The 20,189-nt window shown below is 59.7% G+C and carries 22 protein-coding genes; 19 read left to right on the top strand and 3 right to left on the bottom strand.

Annotated features, from left to right (window positions below):
• The first annotated feature begins 40 nt into the window (after nt 1-40).
• The 8 genes from PLO63_00110 to PLO63_00075 all read left to right on the top strand — a co-directional run bounded on the left by PLO63_00110 (nt 41) and on the right by PLO63_00075 (nt 6,585).
• The gene (locus tag PLO63_00110) at nt 41-406 is read left to right on the top strand and encodes a polymer-forming cytoskeletal protein (GenBank protein HOI72519.1); all 366 of its coding nucleotides are present in this window, start codon (nt 41-43) and stop codon (nt 404-406) included.
• A 296-nt stretch (nt 407-702) separates the two neighbouring features.
• A complete protein-coding gene (locus tag PLO63_00105) occupies nt 703-1,131 on the top strand; it encodes an ATP synthase F0 subunit B (protein HOI72518.1) in 429 nt (142 codons plus the stop codon).
• On the top strand, nt 1,131-1,745 hold the full coding sequence (locus tag PLO63_00100; GenBank protein HOI72517.1) for an ATP synthase F0 subunit B: 615 nt from the start codon (nt 1,131-1,133) through the stop codon (nt 1,743-1,745). Before PLO63_00105 ends, PLO63_00100 begins: the two co-directional genes overlap by 1 nt.
• On the top strand, nt 1,742-2,287 hold the full coding sequence (gene atpH, locus PLO63_00095; protein ID HOI72516.1) for an ATP synthase F1 subunit delta: 546 nt from the start codon (nt 1,742-1,744) through the stop codon (nt 2,285-2,287). Before PLO63_00100 ends, atpH begins: the two co-directional genes overlap by 4 nt.
• Nucleotides 2,288-2,290: 3 nt before the next feature.
• Complete coding sequence (atpA, locus tag PLO63_00090; protein HOI72515.1) at nt 2,291-3,802, top strand: F0F1 ATP synthase subunit alpha; 1,512 nt, start codon at nt 2,291-2,293, stop codon at nt 3,800-3,802.
• Between the two features lie 51 nt (nt 3,803-3,853).
• Nucleotides 3,854-4,729 carry an ATP synthase F1 subunit gamma gene (gene atpG / locus PLO63_00085; protein HOI72514.1) on the top strand — a complete coding sequence of 292 codons (876 nt, stop codon included), beginning with the start codon at nt 3,854-3,856 and terminating at the stop codon, nt 4,727-4,729.
• Between the two features lie 34 nt (nt 4,730-4,763).
• Nucleotides 4,764-6,173: a F0F1 ATP synthase subunit beta gene (gene atpD / locus PLO63_00080; protein ID HOI72513.1), complete on the top strand. Its 1,410-nt coding sequence runs from the start codon at nt 4,764-4,766 to the stop codon at nt 6,171-6,173.
• Nucleotides 6,174-6,177: 4 nt separating this feature from the next.
• Nucleotides 6,178-6,585: a F0F1 ATP synthase subunit epsilon gene (locus PLO63_00075; GenBank protein HOI72512.1), complete on the top strand. Its 408-nt coding sequence runs from the start codon at nt 6,178-6,180 to the stop codon at nt 6,583-6,585.
• A 98-nt stretch (nt 6,586-6,683) separates the two neighbouring features.
• Here PLO63_00075 and greA read toward each other — a convergent pair whose 3' ends face one another.
• The 3 genes from greA to PLO63_00060 all read right to left on the bottom strand — a co-directional run bounded on the left by greA (nt 6,684) and on the right by PLO63_00060 (nt 9,186).
• Nucleotides 6,684-7,166, bottom strand: a complete 483-nt coding sequence (gene greA / locus PLO63_00070; GenBank protein HOI72511.1) for a transcription elongation factor GreA — start codon at nt 7,164-7,166, stop codon at nt 6,684-6,686.
• A gap of 119 nt (nt 7,167-7,285) precedes the next feature.
• Nucleotides 7,286-8,074: a CoA-transferase gene (locus tag PLO63_00065; protein HOI72510.1), complete on the bottom strand. Its 789-nt coding sequence runs from the start codon at nt 8,072-8,074 to the stop codon at nt 7,286-7,288.
• A gap of 14 nt (nt 8,075-8,088) precedes the next feature.
• Nucleotides 8,089-9,186 (bottom strand): CoA-transferase, encoded by a 1,098-nt coding sequence (locus tag PLO63_00060; protein HOI72509.1) that lies wholly within the window; start codon nt 9,184-9,186, stop codon nt 8,089-8,091.
• Nucleotides 9,187-9,546: 360 nt separating this feature from the next.
• Here PLO63_00060 and PLO63_00055 point away from each other — a divergent pair, with 360 nt between their 5' ends.
• The 11 genes from PLO63_00055 to PLO63_00005 form a co-directional block, all read left to right on the top strand.
• A complete protein-coding gene (locus tag PLO63_00055) occupies nt 9,547-11,148 on the top strand; it encodes a hypothetical protein (GenBank protein ID HOI72508.1) in 1,602 nt (533 codons plus the stop codon).
• Between the two features lie 123 nt (nt 11,149-11,271).
• Nucleotides 11,272-12,780 carry a PAS domain S-box protein gene (locus PLO63_00050; protein HOI72507.1) on the top strand — a complete coding sequence of 503 codons (1,509 nt, stop codon included), beginning with the start codon at nt 11,272-11,274 and terminating at the stop codon, nt 12,778-12,780.
• Nucleotides 12,777-13,445: a response regulator transcription factor gene (locus PLO63_00045; GenBank protein ID HOI72506.1), complete on the top strand. Its 669-nt coding sequence runs from the start codon at nt 12,777-12,779 to the stop codon at nt 13,443-13,445. Before PLO63_00050 ends, PLO63_00045 begins: the two co-directional genes overlap by 4 nt.
• Nucleotides 13,446-13,571: 126 nt before the next feature.
• Nucleotides 13,572-14,882: a hypothetical protein gene (locus tag PLO63_00040; protein ID HOI72505.1), complete on the top strand. Its 1,311-nt coding sequence runs from the start codon at nt 13,572-13,574 to the stop codon at nt 14,880-14,882.
• Between the two features lie 25 nt (nt 14,883-14,907).
• Nucleotides 14,908-15,876 carry a 3-hydroxyacyl-CoA dehydrogenase family protein gene (locus PLO63_00035; GenBank protein HOI72504.1) on the top strand — a complete coding sequence of 323 codons (969 nt, stop codon included), beginning with the start codon at nt 14,908-14,910 and terminating at the stop codon, nt 15,874-15,876.
• A gap of 235 nt (nt 15,877-16,111) precedes the next feature.
• Nucleotides 16,112-17,131, top strand: coding sequence for a 2-dehydropantoate 2-reductase (locus tag PLO63_00030; protein ID HOI72503.1), 1,020 nt, complete (start codon nt 16,112-16,114; stop codon nt 17,129-17,131).
• Between the two features lie 49 nt (nt 17,132-17,180).
• Nucleotides 17,181-18,104: a 3-keto-5-aminohexanoate cleavage protein gene (locus PLO63_00025; GenBank protein HOI72502.1), complete on the top strand. Its 924-nt coding sequence runs from the start codon at nt 17,181-17,183 to the stop codon at nt 18,102-18,104.
• Between the two features lie 256 nt (nt 18,105-18,360).
• Complete coding sequence (locus PLO63_00020) at nt 18,361-18,816, top strand: cereblon family protein (protein ID HOI72501.1); 456 nt, start codon at nt 18,361-18,363, stop codon at nt 18,814-18,816.
• 41 nt (nt 18,817-18,857) lie between these two features.
• Nucleotides 18,858-19,430 carry an isochorismatase family cysteine hydrolase gene (locus tag PLO63_00015; GenBank protein HOI72500.1) on the top strand — a complete coding sequence of 191 codons (573 nt, stop codon included), beginning with the start codon at nt 18,858-18,860 and terminating at the stop codon, nt 19,428-19,430.
• A 165-nt stretch (nt 19,431-19,595) separates the two neighbouring features.
• Nucleotides 19,596-19,955 (top strand): hypothetical protein, encoded by a 360-nt coding sequence (locus tag PLO63_00010; GenBank protein ID HOI72499.1) that lies wholly within the window; start codon nt 19,596-19,598, stop codon nt 19,953-19,955.
• Nucleotide 19,956: 1 nt separating this feature from the next.
• Nucleotides 19,957-20,189: hypothetical protein (locus PLO63_00005; protein HOI72498.1), on the top strand; the 233-nt coding region annotated here is incomplete at its 3' end.

The raw sequence follows: 20,189 nt of genomic DNA, 5'->3' as shown, positions 1-20,189 counted from the left end.
AATCCATGGAGGAGACTCCATATCATCGGCAGGAGGGACCATGTTCGGGAAAAAGAAAGCGGATGAAATCCGGGCATTTCTGGGCAACGGCTCGTCCTTTCAGGGAAAACTCGCCTTTCACGGGTCCATTCGGGTCGACGGCAACGTGTCCGGAAACATTACCGGAGACGGCTTGCTGGTAATCGGAGAGGGGGCACGGATCGAGGCCGACATCGAAGCCCCGTCGGTCCGGATTGGCGGTACCGTTCTGGGGTCCATCGAAGCGCGGGAATCGATCCACATCACTCCGACGGGGAGCCTTCGGGGCGATATCCGTACGGCCGTTTTTGTCTGCGAAGAGGGGGGGTTCTTCACCGGCCACTGCCAGATGCAACAGGCCGGTGACAGCCTCCCGGACGACGGCTGAAATATCAATTGTGTCAAGATGATACACCCCGGAGGACGGAACACTGACCGCGGGTCATGCAAGGCAAAAACTGCTTGACAAGCCATCCCATGTATGATTAGAAAGCCGCGCTTTACTACCATGGGCTTTCACGCAGGGGTGTTGGGTGATTGTATTCGGGGACATGGCATACAGGGTAAAGCCTGTTGAGATCGTTACTTTAAATTATCGACTCGCCAGATCGTTAAGAAAAAAGTAGCCGGGTGCAGAGGTTTCTCCACTCGGCTTTTTTTATGCTACAAGAGAGGTAAGGCGCCGTGATTGATATCGACTACACCCTTTGGATCCAGCTGGTTAATTTCATCGTCCTGATTTTTATCCTGAACGTTCTCCTCTACAAACCCATTCTCGGGATCATGGAAAAGCGCAAGCAGCAGTTTGACGGCGCCCGGGATGAGGTTCGCACGCTTCACGAGTCGGTGGAGAAGAAAATGGCCGAGTATGAGGAGGCCGTCCGCAAAGCGAAGCAGGCCGCCATGGAGCAGAAGGCCGAATATGTGAAGGAAGGCGCCGAGGAGGCACGGAAGATCGTCGACGCGGTACGGGGCGTCATTCCGAAAATGATGGAAGAGTTCCAGGGAAAAATGAACCGTGAGATCGAAGAGGCCCGGGGCGTCCTGAAAAACCAGTCGCAGCGCCTGTCCTTGGAGATCGCTGAGAAAGTGTTGGGAAGGAGTCTCCAGTAATGAAGGTTCGGTTCACGGAAACGATGCGCTCACATGGAATTTTCCTCGCCCTGGCGTTCGCGGGGCTCCTGATTCTCGCCTGGTCACCCGATCTTCTCGCAGCAGGCGGTGGAGAGCACGGCGAAGAAGGCGGCGTGGACATGAAAGGATTCATGTTCAAGGTCATCAACTTCTCGGTCCTCGTAGGCCTCCTCTGGTGGCTCCTGGCCAAAAAGGTCAAGGAGTTCTTTGTGGGACGGCGGGCCGGAATCCAGGCGGAGATCGATGAAACGGAGGCCCAGAAGGCCGAGGCCCGAAAGAAATATGAGGAATACTCATCCCGCCTGACCAAGATGACCGACGAAATCAGCGGCATCTCCGAGATGATCAAGACCCAGGGACAGGCGGAAAAGGAAAAGATCGTCGCCGACGCCAAGAAGGCAGCCGAAAAAATTCAGGAAGACACGAAAGCCCGGATGGAGCAGGAATTCCTGAAGGGAAGCGCGGCACTCCGACTGGAAGCGGCGCAGCTGGCCGTGGAAATGGCCGAGGAGATCCTCAAAAAGAACATCACCGCCCAGGATCACAATGAAATGGTGCGGGACTACTTAGACAAGGTGGTGACCAAACATTGATCGGCAGCGAGATTTCCAAGCGATATGCCAAGGCGTTCTTCGAACTCGCCGGCGAGGAAAACAAGTATGAAGTGTTCTACGAGGATCTGAACCGCTTCTCCGGCGTTCTGGTCTCCAGCAAGGATCTCAAGGAATTCTTCGCCAATCCCGTCTTCAATCACGTCGAGAAAAAGCAGATCATGGACTATCTGCTCGAGCGGATCGAGCTGTCCCCCCTGACGGCCAACTTTCTCGGCCTCCTGGTGGACAAGGGACGGATCGGGCTTCTGGACGAGATCGTCGCCAGTTACCGGGACATGATGGACAAGGTCCTCATGCGGGTCCAGGTGTCCGTTCGGACCGCCTATCCGCTAAGTCCGGAACAGCAGGCCAGCCTCCTCAAGCAGTTGGAGGAGACCACAAAGAAGAAGGCGGACATGACCATCACGGAGGATGCCTCCCTTCTGGCCGGCCTTGTGGTTCGAGTGGGCGATAAGGTCTATGACGGGAGCGTCCGGACACAGCTGAACAACATAAGGAATCTCTTAGGGGAGGAAATATAAGGCATGGAGAGCATCAAAGCAGAAGAAATCAGTCAGATTATATCCAAGCAGATCAAGGACTACCAGAAGAAGCTGGATATCAGCGAAACCGGCACGGTCCTCTCCGTGGGAGACGGTATTGCCCGAGTATATGGCGTACAGAACGCCATGGCCATGGAGCTCTTGGAATTCCCCGGCGGAATTCTCGGCATGGTGCTGAACCTGGAACGGGACAATGTCGGTGTGGCCGTCCTCGGCGAAGTGACCCACATCAAGGAAGGGGACATCGTCAAGCGGACCGGGAAAATCGCCCAGGTCCCCGTCGGCGAGGCCATCCTCGGCCGCGTCATCGACGGTACGGGAGCCCCCATCGACGGCAAAGGCCCCATCGAAACGACGGAGTACCGCCGGATCGAGATGGTCGCCCCCGGTGTCATCCATCGCCAGCCGGTCAACCAGCCCATGTACACGGGCCTCAAGGCCGTCGACGCCATGACCCCCATCGGCCGCGGACAGCGTGAGCTGGTCATCGGCGACCGCCAGATCGGGAAAACGGCCATCTGCGTGGATGCGATCCTTCGCCAGAAGGACACGGGCGTGAAGTGTATTTATGTGGCTATCGGCCAGAAAAAATCGACCGTCGCCCAGGTGGTGGAAAACCTGCGCAAGTATGGTGCCATGGCCTATACCTGCGTCGTCTCCGCCTGCGCCAGCGACCCCGCCACGCTGCAGTACATCGCCGCCTACGCCGGATGCAGCATCGGCGAATATTTCCGGGACCGCAAACAGGATGCCCTCATCATCTACGATGACCTTTCCAAACAGGCGGTCGCCTATCGCCAGATCTCCCTGCTCCTGCGGCGTCCCCCCGGCCGTGAAGCCTACCCCGGCGACATCTTCTACAACCACTCGCGTCTTCTGGAGCGTGCCGCCCGTGTCAGCGAGGATCTCGGCAGCGGATCCCTCACGGCCCTTCCGATCATCGAGACCCAGGCCGGCGACGTGTCCGCCTACATTCCGACGAACGTTATTTCCATTACCGACGGCCAGGTCTACCTGGAGCCGAGCCTCTTCTACTCCGGTATCCGCCCGGCCATCAACGTCGGCCTTTCGGTGTCCCGTGTCGGCGGCGCCGCCCAGGTCAAGGCCATGAAGCAGGTGGCCGGAACCCTGAAGCTCGACCTCGCCCAGTACCGCGAGCTGGCCGCCTTCGCCCAGTTCGGAAGCGACCTGGACAAGGCAACCCAGTCCCAGCTCGACCGCGGTGTCCGGCTTGTGGAAATTCTGAAGCAGCCCCAGTTCCAGCCGATGTCCCTCGGCATGCAGGTCGCCATCCTCTTTGCCGGCACTCGTGGATTCCTGGACAAGTACGATGTAGACAAGCTGAAAAACTACGAACCGCAGATGCTGAGCTTCGTCGAAAGCAAGTATCCGGAAGTCCTGAAGGAAATCGACGAGAAGCAGGTCATCAGCCCCGAACTGGAAAAGAAGATGCGAGATATTCTCACCGAGTTTGACACGGTTTACGTCGCCTGATCCCTCGGGGGAGAACCAAAGCATCCGTAAACAGAAAGGGAGTCCGTTGACGTGGCCGCACTAAAAGACATCAAACGAAAGATATCCGCCGTCCAGAAGACGAAGCAGATCACCAAAGCCATGAACATGGTGGCCGCTTCCAAGTTTAAATCGGCGCAGTTGCGGATGGACAATTTCCGACCCTACGCCATCAAGTTCATGGACGTCATGAGCAGCCTTGCTCTCCGTGTGGATGCCTCCTCGCATCCGCTCCTGGCGGTGCGTCCGGCCAAGCGGATCCGGATCATCGTCATGACCTCCGACCGGGGTCTCTGCGGCGGATTCAATACCAACCTGATCAAAACGACGGAAAAGTTCATCGCCGCCAAGAGACAGGAAGGAGCCGAAGTCTCCCTGGTGTCCGTCGGACGCAAGGGAAGGGACTCCTTCCGGAAAAAAGAGAAGATCGTCAGCGAGTGGGTGGACCAGCTCGGCCGCTTCACCATGAACCTGGGCGTGCAGATCGGCGAGGACATCATTCCCCCCTTCCTGGCGGAAGAATACGACGAGCTCTACCTGATCTACAACGAGTTCCGGAACGTGTCTGTCCAGCGGCCCTCTGTCGTCCGTCTTTTCCCCCTCCCGACCATCGGGCAGCAGGAAGAGGTGGAACCGGAAAAGCGGCTCGATTACATTTACGAACCTTCCGAGGAGTACCTTCTGGACAAGATGCTCCGGATGTATGTCCATGTCCTTCTCTTCCGGGCCCTCCTGGAGACGAGCGCCGGGGAGAACGGCGCCCGGATGGCCGCCATGGACAATGCGACGAAGAACTGCGAGGAGCTGATCACCAGCCTTTCCCTCAAGTACAACAAGGCCCGGCAGGCCGCCATCACCGCCGAACTGATGGACATCGTCGGCGGCACCGAGGCCCTGGCCAAGGGATAAGCGATAAAGCCAACCATTATCAAAGGAGATGGGTATGAATATCGGAACCATTGTACAGGTCATCGGACCGGTGGTTGACGTGGAGTTCGAGGAGGGAAAGCTGCCAGCCATCATGAACGCAATCACCATCACGAACCCCGCGATCAACGACGAAGAGGACAACCTGATCGTCGAGGTCGCCCAGCACCTGGGGGACAACGTGGTCCGCTGCATCGCCATGGACATCACCGACGGACTCGTGCGGGGTATGCCGGTCAAGGATACGGGTGCTCCCATTACCGTAGCCGTGGGCCAGGAATGCCTGGGGCGGATCATGAACGTGGTCGGCCGGCCCGTGGACGGCCTCGGACCGATCGTGGGCAAAAATTTTGCCCCGATCCACCGGGAAGCGCCCTCGTTTCTTGAGCAGGATACATCGGTTCACGTTCTCGAGACGGGTGTCAAGGTGATCGATCTTCTGGTTCCCTTTCCCCGGGGCGGCAAGATGGGGATGTTCGGCGGCGCCGGCGTGGGCAAGACCGTCGTCATGATGGAAATGATCCACAACATCGCCATGCACCACGGCGGCATCTCCGTGTTCGCCGGCGTGGGCGAGCGGACCCGCGAAGGAAACGACCTGTACCTGGAAATGAAGCAGTCCGGCGTCATCAAGCAGGCCGCCCTGATCTACGGCCAGATGACGGAGCCGCCGGGAGCACGCGCGCGCGTCGCCCTGACGGCCCTGGCAGCAGCGGAGTACTTCCGGGATGTGGAAGGCCAGGACGTGCTTCTTTTCGTCGATAACATCTTCCGGTTCACCCAGGCAGGCTCCGAGGTGTCCGCCCTTCTGGGACGCATGCCCTCGGCCGTCGGTTACCAGCCGACCCTGGCCACGGACCTCGGGGAGCTCCAGGAGCGCATCACCTCTACGACGAAGGGTTCCATCACCGCCGTCCAGTGCGTGTACGTTCCGGCCGACGACCTGACGGACCCGGCACCGGCCACCACCTTCGCCCATCTCGACGGAACCGTCGTTCTGTCCCGTCCCATCGCTGAGCTGGGGATCTACCCCGCCGTGGACCCGCTGGACTCAACCTCCCGCATCCTGGACCCCAACGTCCTCGGCCTCGAACATTACCAGGTGGCCCGGAACGTTCAGGTTACCCTGCAGAAGTACAAGGACCTGCAGGACATCATTGCCATTCTCGGTATGGACGAACTGTCGGAGGAAGACAAGCTGACGGTCAGCCGGGCCCGGAAGATTCAGCGCTTCCTGTCCCAGCCGTTCTTCGTGGCCGCCCAGTTCACCGGTACGGACGGCAAGTTCGTTTCCGTGGCGGATACGGTCCGCGGTTTCAAGGAGATCCTGGAAGGAAAGCACGACGACCTGCCTGAGCAGGCCTTCTATATGGTCGGCGGCATTGAAGAAGTGATCGAGAAGGCGAAGAAACTTTCTGAGGGATAATTCCATGGCTGATGAGTTGATGGTTGAAATTGTCACCCCCGAGCGGATGGTCTTCAACGGGAAAGTGGAAGAAATCACCGTTCCCGGATCGGAGGGAGAGTTCGGGGTCCTGAAAGGGCACGCTGCTCTCCTGAGCGGGGTGGACATCGGAGCCTTGAGTCTCACCCAGGAGGGGAAAAAGCGGAACTTCGCCGTTGCCGACGGCTACGTGGAAGTCACTGCCACGAAAGTGACGGTTCTGGTGGAAAGCGCCGAGCGGTCGGACATGATCGACAAGGAGCGTGCCCAGAGAGCGAAGCATCTCGCCGAGGAAAAGATGGCAAAGCTCCCGAAGGAAGACCCCGAGTATGACAAGGCCAAGGCATCGCTGGACAAGGCCCTGATCCGCCTGAGCGTGGCGGAGAAAAACTGAAACGAGCCGGTATGGCCCTTCGGGGCCGGATCCGAATGCAGAAAAGCCGGGAATATCCATTCCCGGCTTTTCTTATTTCATGAAATGTGAGCCGTCGATCACTCTTCCGGCTCTACGAAAATGTCCGCGATCTCGATTTCCCGGACCCCGCCCGGAACCTGAACCCGGATCTGCTCGCCGATTTTCCGGCTGATGAGGGCCCGACCGATCGGTGAGGTAACGGATATCTTGTTCTCCGCGATATCAGATTCAAAGGGGCCGACCAGACGGTATTCGGTCGTTTCGCCGCTCTTGAGGTCGTCGATGGCCACAGTGCAGCCGAAAACAGCGCGACCGTCGGCAGCCGCCTTCACTTCGATGACCTGGCATGCGGCCAGGTTCTGCTCCACTTCCTTGATCCGCGCGTGGATAAAAGCCTGACGCTCCTTGGCGGATTTGTATTCGGCGTTTTCCGAAAGATCTCCGTGCGCCCTTGCCACTTCAATATCCCGGACGTTTTCCGGCAGATCCACGTTCCTTAGATGCTCCAGATCCCTCTTCAGCTTTTCGAACCCGGCCCGGGTGATCGGCACCTTTTCCATGCGCTCCCTCCCTGTCCCGGGGAATCCCTGATTCCCAACGGCAAGAGGCTTCGCTTGTAGCGTCAATGGACACCCCTGTCAAGGGGATTCAAGACTTGCAGGGCCTCGGAGCACCGGTCCTACAGGCCGGGAATCTTCGTGAAGACGCCGTGCGGGTCCACCTCGTTTCGCAGAATCTCCAGGATGTCCGGATCGGGCACCGGCGTCACCGGGATTTCTCCATCCGGTTTCAGCAGCTCGAAACCGGTGCACATCTGTGCAAATTCAAAGGTCATCCCGGGCTGCAGGGATTGAACTCGCATGCGCCTGGTGACAGGTTCAAAATCGAGGACGCCGGCGTTGGTCACCACCGCCACGGGTCCGTTTCCCAGGAGCCCCGCTTCCTTCCTCGACTCTCCACCGTTCAGGTGCCCCACGCTGGTGATAAAGTCAACCCTCGGCGGGAACTTGTCCGGCGTGTGCAATCCCACGAGAACGATATTCTCAGTGAGAGAAGTGAGATCGTTGTTCCCCCCTGAACCGGTCAGGCGGACCTTGGGATGGAGAAAGTCCGTCCCGATCTGATGGGTGTTGACGTTTCCGTACATGTCGACCTGAGCGAATCCCAGAAAGGCGATGTCGACATAGCCGTTGTAAGCCTGGGCGAAGGAATAGGCCATTTCCTGGATCACCGCTGATTTCCGCCACGTGAAGGGATCCCCGACGGACCACGGCATGTCTCCCTGGATGGGGTCCTGCCCGCCCGACTCGTAGACCATGGTGATGTGGGGAGCGTGGGTCTTTCTCGCCAGGATCGCCGCCACCATGGGCAGTCCCGTTCCGACATAGACAACCTGGTGGTCCCGGATCTGGAGCGAAAGGACATATGCGATCATTTCCAGAGGATTAGCGGGCTTTCGTGTTTCCATTACATCCCTCCTCCTCAATAGTAGATACCGGGATCGTTCCCGGGTGTGTAAGACTGATAGGAAAAATCATATCCATCATCCTCGTTGTTGTATTCGGCTGTCTTCGTCAACCGGCGGGACAGGGCAACCCACTTGGCACCGCCCAGCTTTTCCACAAAGTCGAAGGGGTCCCTGCTGTCCATGACCCAGTAGTCCAGGAATTCCCTTATGTTTTCGTCAGACAGCGTGCTCCAGCGAAGGAATTTCTCCCACCACTGACGGGACCAGTAATAGCAACCCGGCATGTTCCCCGGAACGGCGCCGTAGGGCAACTCGACGACAGCATCCACGTACACGAAGGGGATCACCACTCCCTGGTTGTTGTAGCGGATATCCATTTCCGGAACGATCTCCTCGGCCGTGATGATGACCTTGCGGGCCGAAGCCGCCAGGGCGACATCGTTCACCGCCGGTCCGTAAATCCTGGCGTTTCCATACTTGTCTGCGGCGTGGACATGGATGATCGTAACATCCGGATACAGGGCGGGGATGAAGGTCACCGGGTCGGAATCGGCCCGCATGGGGTTCTGCATGGTCTTCACATAGGGATTGTGCTTCAGGATATCCGATCCCAGGAGCTGCTTGCTGAAGACGCCGGGGGAGCCGAGCTGCGCCGCCTTGAATCCCTGGGCCATGGAACCGTGGCTCCATTCCGAGAGGATCGTGACCTTGCCGTTCAGAAGCTGCCGGGAATAGTTCCGGTCGCTTCCGCGCATCTCCGCACCGATATAGGAATTGTGGGAGTACGCGCATACGCCGTAGTTGATCAGGTAGCTCTGGTTGGTATTGGGGGAACCGATGAAATGGAGACCCTTCTTTCCCTGCCGCATCATTTCGAAGTAGGCCTGGTGCGGCGTCCGAACATAGGCGAACCCCGAATCCGTTGCGATGTCGCCGTCCTGGACGAATCCGGCGATGGCCTCCTGCAGGGACATCCTCTTGTCCCGCTTGGTATGGTCCTTCGCCAGGTGGGCCTTCCGGGCGGACTCGATGTCGACCAGGGGATCGAGAACCGCGCTGTCGGCAATCCGAAGATTCTCCAGAGCCTCATGGCTGTAGGAAAATGTTCCCATGGGGTGGAATCCTTCCTTTCCGAACGGCATCCCTCCAGTCGCTGTCACAGATGGAAGAAGGTTCGTACCGGTGCCGGGCTGGCCGTTCCTATTGTTTTAACGCTTTACCTATCAAAGAAACCGAACGTGAATATCGGAGGATGCCTGAAATTGCGACGCCGCATCTCCTTTCCGTGGATGCGTGTTTGTCCGACCCCTCCGAATCGCCGCTTCGTTTTCGGCTGCCTTTTCCGGCGGGCCCGTTTGATTTGACAGCCATGGAACACATCGCCTATGATCTTGTGCAACTGACACATGCCTGCCCGGAGCCCGGTAGAGCGAATCCGGATCGGCCGGGCAGGGAACACGACCGGAGACAGCATGATCGAGACCCTCATCGGCGCGGGCCTTGGAATCTTCATCGGAGTCGCCATCCTCCTCGGGTTCCTGTTTTTCTATCGCAGGAAACGTTCCGGAAGCCGTCAGGCCTTCCGGGCCCTTGCAGAGAAGCTCCATGGCAGAGTCACCGGGAAATCCCTTTTTTCAGGAGACCTCATGGAAGGTCTCCATGGCGGAATCCCCTTCACCTGTCGATATTTCATGGGCTCCAAGAACGCCCCCCCTTCCCTGACCATCCAGATCAAGACTCCCTGCCCGGCCCGACTTACAATCCGGAAGGAGGCCTGGTACGACCGATTTGCGAAGCAAATCGGCCTGGTGGATGAGATCCGGACGGGCGATCCTTCTTTCGACAAGGCCTACTTCTTTGACACCGACCGCGGCGATCTCTTTCTTTCTTACCTCGCGGATCCATCCCGACGGCAGAAGATCGACCAGCTTTTCACCCTGTCATTGCCCGTCCGGGAAATCGTCTTCGACAAAAAAAAGGGGGTGCGGATCGTCCTGTCGCCGTTCAGGGGGGATAACTTTGCATCCGTCCCGGCGGATCAATACCTGGATGGCCTGGTGTCCCTTTCCGTCGGACTGGCCGAAGCAGGCCTCCCCCTTTCCTATGGGCCATCCCTCTTCCCGGACGCTCCGCGGCCTCCCGTATCATCCGCCGGCCTCGTCCTGATTTTTTCGCTCCTCGGCATTCTCATCCTGGGAGGAGCCGTCTCCCTGGGAGTCGGGCTCAGCGAGTACGAACCCCTCGGCAACCGTCTTATTCTCAATGCCCTGGCCGTTTCCGCACCCGCGGCACTGGTTTTCCTCTATCTTGTCTTTCGCTGGATCCGGGGGCGTTCATCGTCTCACCGGTTTTTTCTTTTCGTGCTGATCCTGTCTCTTGCCGGATTTCCGCTCGCCCTGACCGGAGGAGCCGTCGTCACGAACGGATACCTGGATCAGGGGACCGAAACGACCCGGGAGGTTCCCGTAACGGACCGATATGTCACGAAGAGTAAGGAGAGCCTGACATACTACCTTGCCTTTCCCTCCTGGCAGCATCCGGGTGAAACCGACCGCCTCTCCGTCACCGCCGACGTATTCCGGACGGTTCGACCCGGGGACCGGATCGTCGTCCGGACAAAGCCTGGTTTCTGGCAGGAAGAGTGGATCGCCGGTATCGAGCGGGCAGCCGCGGGCTCTCCCCAGAGCGAAACCGCCGCCACGCTTCCCATCCGCCTGCTGGGAATCCGCTTCTACGAGGGAGGGACAACCAGCATACCCATGGACGACCGCCGTTATGCATCGGAATTCCCGCGGGATTCGTCCAGATATATCTGGTGCCAGGTGGACATGGAGAACGGCCTGTGGCAGGACACAAACCGGCTCTACACCTTCCGCTGGCAATACCTGAATCCGGACGGCAACCTCCGTGGAGAGGCCGAGCTTCCATTCACCGTCCGCAAGGACTGGAGGACCGCCTGGGTCAGCCACAGCTGGGGGTGGGATGAACCCGGCCAATGGCCCGGCGGACGATACAGGGTCGTCATTCTCGTCGACGGGAAACCCTTCGGAGAAGGCACATTCACAATCCGATAAACCGTCCTTTGCCCGAATGGTTCCCTGATTCGGCCCGATTGTATGACACAAGGAAAAAGGCGAGCGGTGCCGGAATGAAAACCCCTCGACCCGGGATGCAACGAACAGGAAAGGTCGCTTGTCATGAATTCCCCGATTGAGCCGTCTGCAGAGGATCGGATTGCCGGACTGGAAGAAAAGCTGAAGGCCTGCCGGCGGGAGCTGAAAGCCCTCCGCGAGTCGGAACGGAAGTACCGCCATCTTTTTGAACACTCTCCGGCCATGGTCAACCTGACCGACCTCGACGGGATTATCCTCGACATCAACGACGCGGGTGTCCGCATGCTCGGATACGATTCCCGGGAAGAGATGATCGGTCTCGACTCGACGAAGTCCCTGTATACGGATCCGAAAAGCCGCCTCCGGTTCAAGGAAGTGATGGGCCGGCATGGTTCCGTCCGGGAATTCGAAACGGAGATGCGGCGGAAGGACGGGAGCGTCATCGACGTCCACATCACCTCGGCAATCCGGCGGAACAAGCAGGGAGAACCCGAGGGATACGAGGGGTTTGTCGTGGACGTGACGGACAGGAAGCGGGCCGAGCGAGAGCTCCAGGAGTCCGAGGAGAAGTATCGAACCGTGGTGGAAAACTCCATCGCCGGAATCAACGTTCATCAGAACGGGATCTTCCAGTACGTGAACCAGCGGCTTATCGACATGCTGGGTTACGATTCCGCCGATGAAATCATCGGCAGGCAGTTCTGGGAGGTGATTCATCCGGCGGATCGGGACATGGTGAAAAAGAGGGGGATCAAACGCCAGAAAATCTCCTTCTCACCCGCCCAGTACATCTTCCGGGCGCTCCAAAAGGATGGTTCGATCATCTGGGTCGAGCTCTGGGCCAGCCCCGCCATCTATCAGGGGAGGCCAGCCGTCGTGGCCATTGTCATCGACATCACGAGCCGCAAGGAAGCAGAGGAAAAAATCCATCTCCTGTCCCGGCGCCTGATCGACGTCATGGAAGAGGAAAGCCGGCGCCTCGCGGCGGATCTCCACGACGAGTTCGGCCAGTCTCTCACGTCCCTGCATTTCGGCCTGGAGGCGCTGGAGACCTCCCTCGGGGACAGCGGCGGAGACAGGAAGGAGCGGTGCCGGACGCTTGTCCGCCGGGTGGAGCAACTGGCCGACCAGGTCCGGAAGACCACCGCCCGCCTGAGGCCGGACCTGCTGGATCACATGGGTCTCATCCCGACCCTGGAGTGGCATATCCAGGATTTCCTCAGCCATCGCGAGGGTCTGGACATCCAGTTCCAGGCTACGGGATTCAAGCGCCGCCTCGGCGGAGCGGCCGAGATCGTCCTGTACAGGATATTCCAGGAGTCCCTCACCAATATCGCCAAGCACGCCCAGGCGAAAAACGTAAAGATCCTCCTGACCCACAGCTACCCGAAAACGATTCTGGTGATCCGGGACGACGGCGTGGGATTCGAAACGGCCGCAGAAGGCCTTCCCGGCGGAAGGCCCAGGGGGATCGGCCTTTTGAGCATGCAGGAACGGGTGGCATCCCTGGGCGGGACCATCGATATCACCTCCGCCCCCGGCCGGGGAACAACCGTCAGGGTGGAGATACCCGAGGACGGAGGCGCCGCATGAGAAAGATCCGTATCCTGATCGCCGACGATCACGCCATCATCCGGGAAGGCCTGCGCCAGCTGCTCAACGCGCAGCCCGACATGGAAGTCATCGGTGAGGCCGAAGACGGCTGCCAGGCCCTGGAGTTTGCGAAAACCCATCATCCCGACGTCATCGTACTGGACATCGGCATGCCCGGACTCAGCGGCCTGGACGTGATCAGCCTGATCCGGGAGACCCTGCCCTCCGCCCGGATGGTCGTCCTGTCCATGCACGCCAAGGAAAGCTACGTCCACCAGGCCCTGGCCTCCGGAGCCATCGGGTACGTCCTGAAGGCGTCGCCGAGTTCGGACATCATCGAGGCGATCCGGGCGGCCTATCGGGGAGAGTACTTTCTCAGTTCCAAGATCCGGGCGGATGTCATCGGCAGCTACGTGCGAAGCCGGGAAAAGACCCCTGCCCCCAAGGGTTATGAGCTCCTGACAGAACGGGAGCAGCAGGTCTTCCGTCTCGTCGTGGAGGGGAACTCGACCGCCCGCATCGCCGATATCCTGTGCGTCAGTGCCAAGACGGTGGAGAAGCACCGCACCAGCGTCATGAACAAGCTGGGCATCCACGACCGGCTTGAACTCCTGAAGTACGCCATCAAGATCGGCGTCGCCGACCCGGACCTCTGGGAAGGCTGACCCTTCCCCCTGCCATCACAGAATGGGGGGCGGCCCTCCCGAAATGGGGGTCGCCCCCCATTGTTCTTTCCTGCGCATCTCTCCTAAAACGTACGCCAGAGCAATTCAAAGAAAGGAGAGATGCACATGGATCCAAGTACCCTCAGTATCATTGGCATCGTACTGTCCCTGGCCTTCATCGTAGTCTTCGCCCTCCGGGGATGGCACATCATCATCCTGGCCCCTCTGGCCGTCGTCTTTGTCGCGGTCTTTTCCGGCCTGGACATTCTTCCCACCCTGTTAGGCCCATACATGAAGGGCTTCGTCAGTTACGCGGGGAAGTTCTACCTCATCTTCCTGATGGGGTCCCTCTTCGGCAAGGTCATGGAGGACAGCGGTGCTGCCCGGGCCATCGCCGAGGGGATCCTGAAGGTGGTCGGCCGGGGGAACCCGATGAACGGCGTCATGGCCATCGCCCTGATCGGCGTCGCCCTGACCTACGGCGGCGTGAGCCTCTTCGTCGTCATCTTCGCCCTCATCCCCATCGGCCGCCCAATCTTCAAGGAACTGGACCTTCCATGGCACCTCTTCGTGATCCCCTATGCCTTCAGCATCGGCTCGATCACCATGACCATGATGCCCGGCTCCCCCCAGATCCTGAACATCATGCCGACCAAGTACATGGCCTCATCCACCATGTCGGCCCCCCTGCTGGGCATCCTGGGTGCGATTGTCGTGGCGGCCTTTAACGTCTTCTACTTCAAGTACCAGCTCAAGAAAGCCAAGGCGCGCGGGGAAGGCTACGTGGCCCCGAGCGGCGTCGGCGTCGTGGCCGGCGAAGTGGTCGCCATGGAAAAGCTTCCCAACGTGTTCCTGAGCATCGTTCCCATGATCGTCGTCGTCATCATGCTGAATGCCTTCAAGCTCGACGCCGTATGGGCACTGCTGGGCGGCGTCGCCTTCTGCATCGTCTTCTTCTGGAAGTACTTCAAGAACCTCCCGGAGACCCTGAACAAGGGTGCCGTAAACACCGTCATCCCGATCGTGAACACCTGCGCGGACGTCGGGTACGGAATGGCCATCGCGGCCACGGCCGGATTCAAGGTCATCGCCGGCTGGCTCCTCACCCTGCCGATGCATCCCATCGTCTCCCTGGCGATCGCCACGAACATGATGGCCGGCATCACCGGTTCGGCCTCCGGCGGTCTGGGCATCATCCTGGAGACCCTGGCGCCGAAGTACCTGGCCCTCGGCCTCTCCCCCGACCTGATTCACCGGGTCGCCACCATGTCGGCGGGCTGCTTCGACGCCCTGCCGCACAACGGCGTGGTCATCACCTTCCTGGCCGTCACCGGTCTGACCCACATGAACGGCTACAAGCACATCTGGTGGGGCCACATCGTCGCGACGATCATCGCCCTCCTGATCGTGATCCCCCTGGGTATCATGATCTACTAAGAGGAGCCGGATCGCGGAGGAAATCATGAACGTCAAGGACATCAAGAAAACAGCCGTACTGGGCGGAGGAGGAATGATCGGGTCCTGCTGGGCCCTGAATTTCCTGTGGAAGGGCTACCCCGTCCATATCTTCGACATCAACGACGAGGCCCTGCAGAACGCCCGGAACCGGATTGCGGCGGGTTTCGACTTCCTTGTGAAGCGGAACATCCTGACGGCGGACAAGGCCCATGTCGCCATGGGTCTCGCCAAATACACGACCGATCTGGCGGAGGCCGTAGCGGACGTCCAGTTCATTCAGGAGGCCTCCCCGGAGCGATACGAAGTGAAACAGGCCCTGCTGGCCGAGGTGGATCGTCATGCCCCGGCGGAGGCGATTTTTGCCTCCAGCACGTCGGGTCTCCTGATCACGGAGATCGCCAAGGGATCGGCTCACCCGGAGCGCTGCCTCGGGGCTCACCCCTACAACCCCCCCCACCTGATTCCCCTCGTGGAAATCGGAAAAGGGGAAAAGACGTCCGAGGAAGCCGTCGAGACAGCCGTCGCCTTCTACAAGGCCCTCGGCAAGGAGCCCGTTGTCCTCCGGAAAGAGGCCCTGGGGTTCATCGCCAACCGCCTCTCCGTGGCCCTTTACCGGGAAGCGGTGGACCTGGTGGTCCGCGGCGTGTGCTCCGTGGAGGACGTGGACAAGTGCGTCACCTTCGGTCCCGGACTCCGTTACGGGCTCATGGGGCCCAACATGATCTACCACCTGGCCGGGGGCCCCTTCGGGCTCAAAGGCGTCATGCACCATATCGGTCCCACCGTGGAGTGGTGGTGGGAAGACATGGCGGACTGGAAGAAGTGGCCGGAGAACTGGCTGGACGCAGCCCATGAGGGCGTACTCCAGGAAATGGCCAACCGGCCGGCGGAACAGGGACGGACCAGCGAAGAAGTCGCCCGCTGGCGGGACGACGGGCTGCTGGCCCTGCTCCGGTTCCACGGCAAGCTGTAAGGAAAACGGAATTCAATCCCGCCCGTTCATCCGCCGGATCCCGGCGGGCAGACAGCGGGAAAAGGTAGAATGCCTCCGGGAAACGGTCTTCCGCGGGGCCGCCGCAACGCGGCCCCAGGAGGCCGTTCCAGCGGACGGTAGAACATCCTCCCGACCGGATGATGCGGGAGGAAGAAGGATCCGCCAATCCAGAGAAACATGCCTGCCGAAAAGCAGGAGATAGCGAGGTGTCGACATGAAAGTGGCAATATTGGGAGCAGGGTCCCTGGGAACCATCTCCGGGGCGCTGATTACGAAAAACGGGGGAGACGTTGTTCTTATCGACGCCAACAAAGAACACGTCGAGGCCCTGAACAAGAACGGAGCGACCATTGCAGGCAAGATGGACCTCACCGTGCCCGTCAAGGCCATCACGCCGGACGCGATGTCGGGCACATATGACCTGGTCCTGTACCTGGTCAAGCAGACGTATAACGAATCGGCCCTGAAGGCCCTCGTTCCGCATCTTCACAAGGACAGCATCGTATGTACGCTCCAGAACGGCGTGCCCGAGGAAGCCGTGGCGGCTCATGTAGGGCGCGAGAAGGTCATGGGCTGCGCCGTCGGCTGGGGCGCCACCTGGCTTCGCCCCGGTGTGTCGGAGCTGACGTCCGAATCGGACAAGATGACCCTGGACGTGGGAGAGCTGGACGGGACGATCAAGGATCGAACCAAGGCCGTGGCGGCCGTGCTGGAGAAGATCTGTCCGACGGAGATCACGACCAACCTGCCGGGCATCCGGTGGTCGAAACTCCTCATCAACGCCACCCTGAGCGGCATGTCCGCTTCCCTGGGCTGCACGTTCGGAGACGTTCTCGACAATGAAAAGGCCCTGGCCTGTGTTGCGCTGATCGGCAACGAGACCATCGCCGTCACCCGAAAGCTGGGCGTGGCCCTGGAGAAGATCCAGGGAGCGGACCTGAACATCCTGGCCTTCCAGACCCAGGCCGAAATGGCGGCGCGCGCCGGGATCTACAAGCTGGTCTTCGGTCCCCACCGGCTTCTGAAAGCCAGCATGCTCCAGGACATCGAGAAGGGGCTTAAGACGGAAATCGACGCCATCAACGGCGTTGTCTGTGAAAACGGACGGAAGACGGGTGTGCCGACGCCGATCAACGACACGGTCGTAGCCACCGTCAAGGGAATTGAACAGGGAAAATACAAGGCGGAATTCGGGAATCTGTCCTTGTTTCAACTGACGCAGCTGCCCGAGTAGAAGCGCTTGCGCCATAGAGTCTGCAAATGAAGGAAAGGAGTCTCAAAACATGAAAGAAAAAGCGGTCATTACCTGTGCCATCACGGGCAGCATCCACACCCCGACCATGTCGGACTACCTCCCCATCACACCCCAGCAGATCGCCGACGAGGCCGTCCGGGCCTACGAGGCGGGGGCGGCGGTGGTCCACGTCCACGCCCGCAATCCGGAAAACGGGCTTCCTTCCCCGGACATCAACCTGATGAAGGAAATCATCACCAGCATCAAGAGCCGCTGCAACGCCGTCGTCTGCATCACCACCGGCGGTGGAGCCGGCATGACCCTGGAGCAGCGAGTCGCTCCGGTTACGGCATACAAGCCCGAGCTGGCCTCCTGCAACGCCGGATCCATGAACTGGGGCCTCTTCCCGATGGTGACGCGCTACAAGGAGTGGAAGCACGAGTGGGAAAAGATCATGCTGGGCATGACGGAAGACTTCATCTTCACCAATACCTTCAAGACCCTGCGTGAGTACTGCGCGGTCTTCAATGAAAACAACACGAAGCCCGAGTTCGAGATCTACGATGCGGGCATGGTGAACAACGTGGCCTTCCTGATCCAGGCCGGCTACATCAAGAAGCCTGTCTACATCCAGTTCGTCCTGGGCATCCTGGGCGGGCTCTCGGCGAGCCCCGAGAACCTGATGTTCCTCGTGGAGCATGCGAAGCGGCACATTGGCGAGTTTGAGTTCTCCGTGTGCGTGGCCGGCCGTGCCCAGGTTCCCATCTGCACGCAGTCGCTGCTCCTGGGCGGGAACTGCCGGGTGGGTCTGGAGGACAACCTGTGGCTGGAGAAGGGCCGGATGGCGAAGAGCAACGCCGAGCAGGTGGCCAAGATGGTCCGGGTCACCAAGGAGCTCGGCATCGAGCCGGCGACCCCGGACGAGGCCAGGCAGATCCTGGGCCTCAAGGGCATTGCCAACGTGAATTACTGATCCCCCCCGGAGGGGGCCGACGGGAGTATTGTCGGCCCCCTCCCCCCTGTTCCAGGAAGCCGTTTCTTCTGTGCGGCACTCCTCCGAGAACTTCCCGCTCCCATAGAATCATCCCGGGTCTAAAACGGAATGATATGCCCTTTCCCACATGGCACGACCGGCCCCGGCCCATGGGCCATGACACCCTCCCGACGAAAAAGCTTCTTTTTTGTTCGCCGAAACGGTATCCTCCCCTCCGGGCAAGGGAATTCCCAAAATGGAGAGACGGACAGTCCCCCTTGGCGACAGGGGATCAGGCGGGCACAAGGGCTTCCTTCTCCTGAAAGAGTCAGGGGAAAAGGAAGCGGACGTCCGGTTTCTCACCCGGGAGGAAGAGGAAGAAAAAGAAGAGCGGCGGGATCCCCTGCGCTGCAGGGCCTGCGGCAGCGAGGTCACGGATGCCGGATTCGGAATCCAATGGCACGGCGGCTTCGAACACACCTTCGACAACCCGGCGGGGTACCGCTTTCGCATTGGTTGCTTCTCGAAAGCCTGGAACTGCATTCTTCACGGCAATCCCACCCATGCATACACCTGGTTTCCGGGATTCCGTTGGCGATTCTGCAGCTGCGGGCGCTGCGGATTGCACCTGGGGTGGCATTACGACTCGGGAGCGGAGGGCTTCTTCGGGCTCATCCTGGACAACCTGGTCCGGCAAGATCCTCCGCACTAAAGGCAACCGCTTGATTTCATATGAGAAGTAGATAGATACCCGTGCAGAAAACCGCGCTTCTGATCATCGACATGCAGAACGATTTCGTCCTGCCCGGTTCGCCCGGCCATATCCCCGGAGCCGAGGGGATCGTCGCGTCCGTCGCGGAGCTGCGGAATATGGTCCGCCGCAGGAACGGTCTGGTTGTCCATCTGACCCGGACCTATCGCCCCGACGGCAGCGACGTGGAAGCATTCCGGCTCCCCCATTTCCTGCAAGGCCGGAAAATTGCCGTCTCGGGGACAAGGGGGGCCGAAGTCGTGGAGGATCTGACCCCGGAAGAGGACGAGCCTGTCATCGTCAAGAAGCGGTTCAGCGGATTCATGGGCACAGAGCTGGATCTTCTCCTCCGGAGAAAGGGAATCATACGGCTCGTCATCTGCGGTCTCCAGTATCCGAACTGCATCCGGGCGACCGTCTATGACGCGGTCAGCCTGGACTATGCCGTCACGCTGATCACGGATGCAACGGCGGGGGAGACCCGAGCCATCTGTGATGCCAATATCCTGGACATGAAGAACATCGGCGTGGAATGCCTTACCCTGGAAGAATTCCAGGGACGATGGGAAGCCTGAACGATGGGCAGAGGGAACTCCATGTGGAAAATCAACCTTTTATCAACGTTTTTTGTTCTCGTCGCGCTCTCTGTATGGGCCTCTCCATCGGGTCTTCCTCCATATGAATTCTTTGAAGGCGATTACGATATCGTGGGGAGCATGCCCGATGATGGAGCATCCTACATGGGCCGCGCGAAAATTTCCCTCTCCGGGGACGGCCTCTGCCTCACGAGAATCGTGAACGGGAAGGAGACGGCTTTCCGCGGACGCTTCGAGAAGACCTCCGTGGGAGAGTCCGATGTCCTGCTCTTTCAGGGTGAAGAGCCTGACGGTCTGACGCTGTCCTGCCTCCATGTCAGCGACCCCGACAATTATCCACGGCTCAACTGTCTGTGGGGACAGGGAAAGAAGAAGCCCCTGTCGCCGGGACTGGAGGCCTATTTCCCGGCCAGGGAAAGGATTCCCGCCCCGGCGCCCGCATCCCCGGCTCCCGCCGGCCCATCCATGAACCAGATCCGGATCGGCAATCCGGAGATCCGTTAGGGTGACCGAACGGGCGGCATCAGACGGGCCTCTTTTCCGTTCCGTTCAACCGGTTGAAAGAACCATTCAACCGGAAGCATCGTCCCGATGGATCCAAAACCCGCTTTCAAACACCCCGACACAAGATAAACTGCTTTCATATCAATATGATAATCCCATCTCGCCCGCTGTTCGTCCCTCCTGGCACGCCTTTCGCAATAGGGTAAGTCAAACAAAACAAAAAACCCTCAGAGA

It is taken from the genome of Syntrophales bacterium (assembly GCA_035363115.1).
Lineage (GTDB): Bacteria > Desulfobacterota > Syntrophia > Syntrophales > PHBD01 > PHBD01.
Note: the sequence above shows the minus strand (reverse complement) of the source record. Positions and strands in the feature narration are given on the sequence as shown.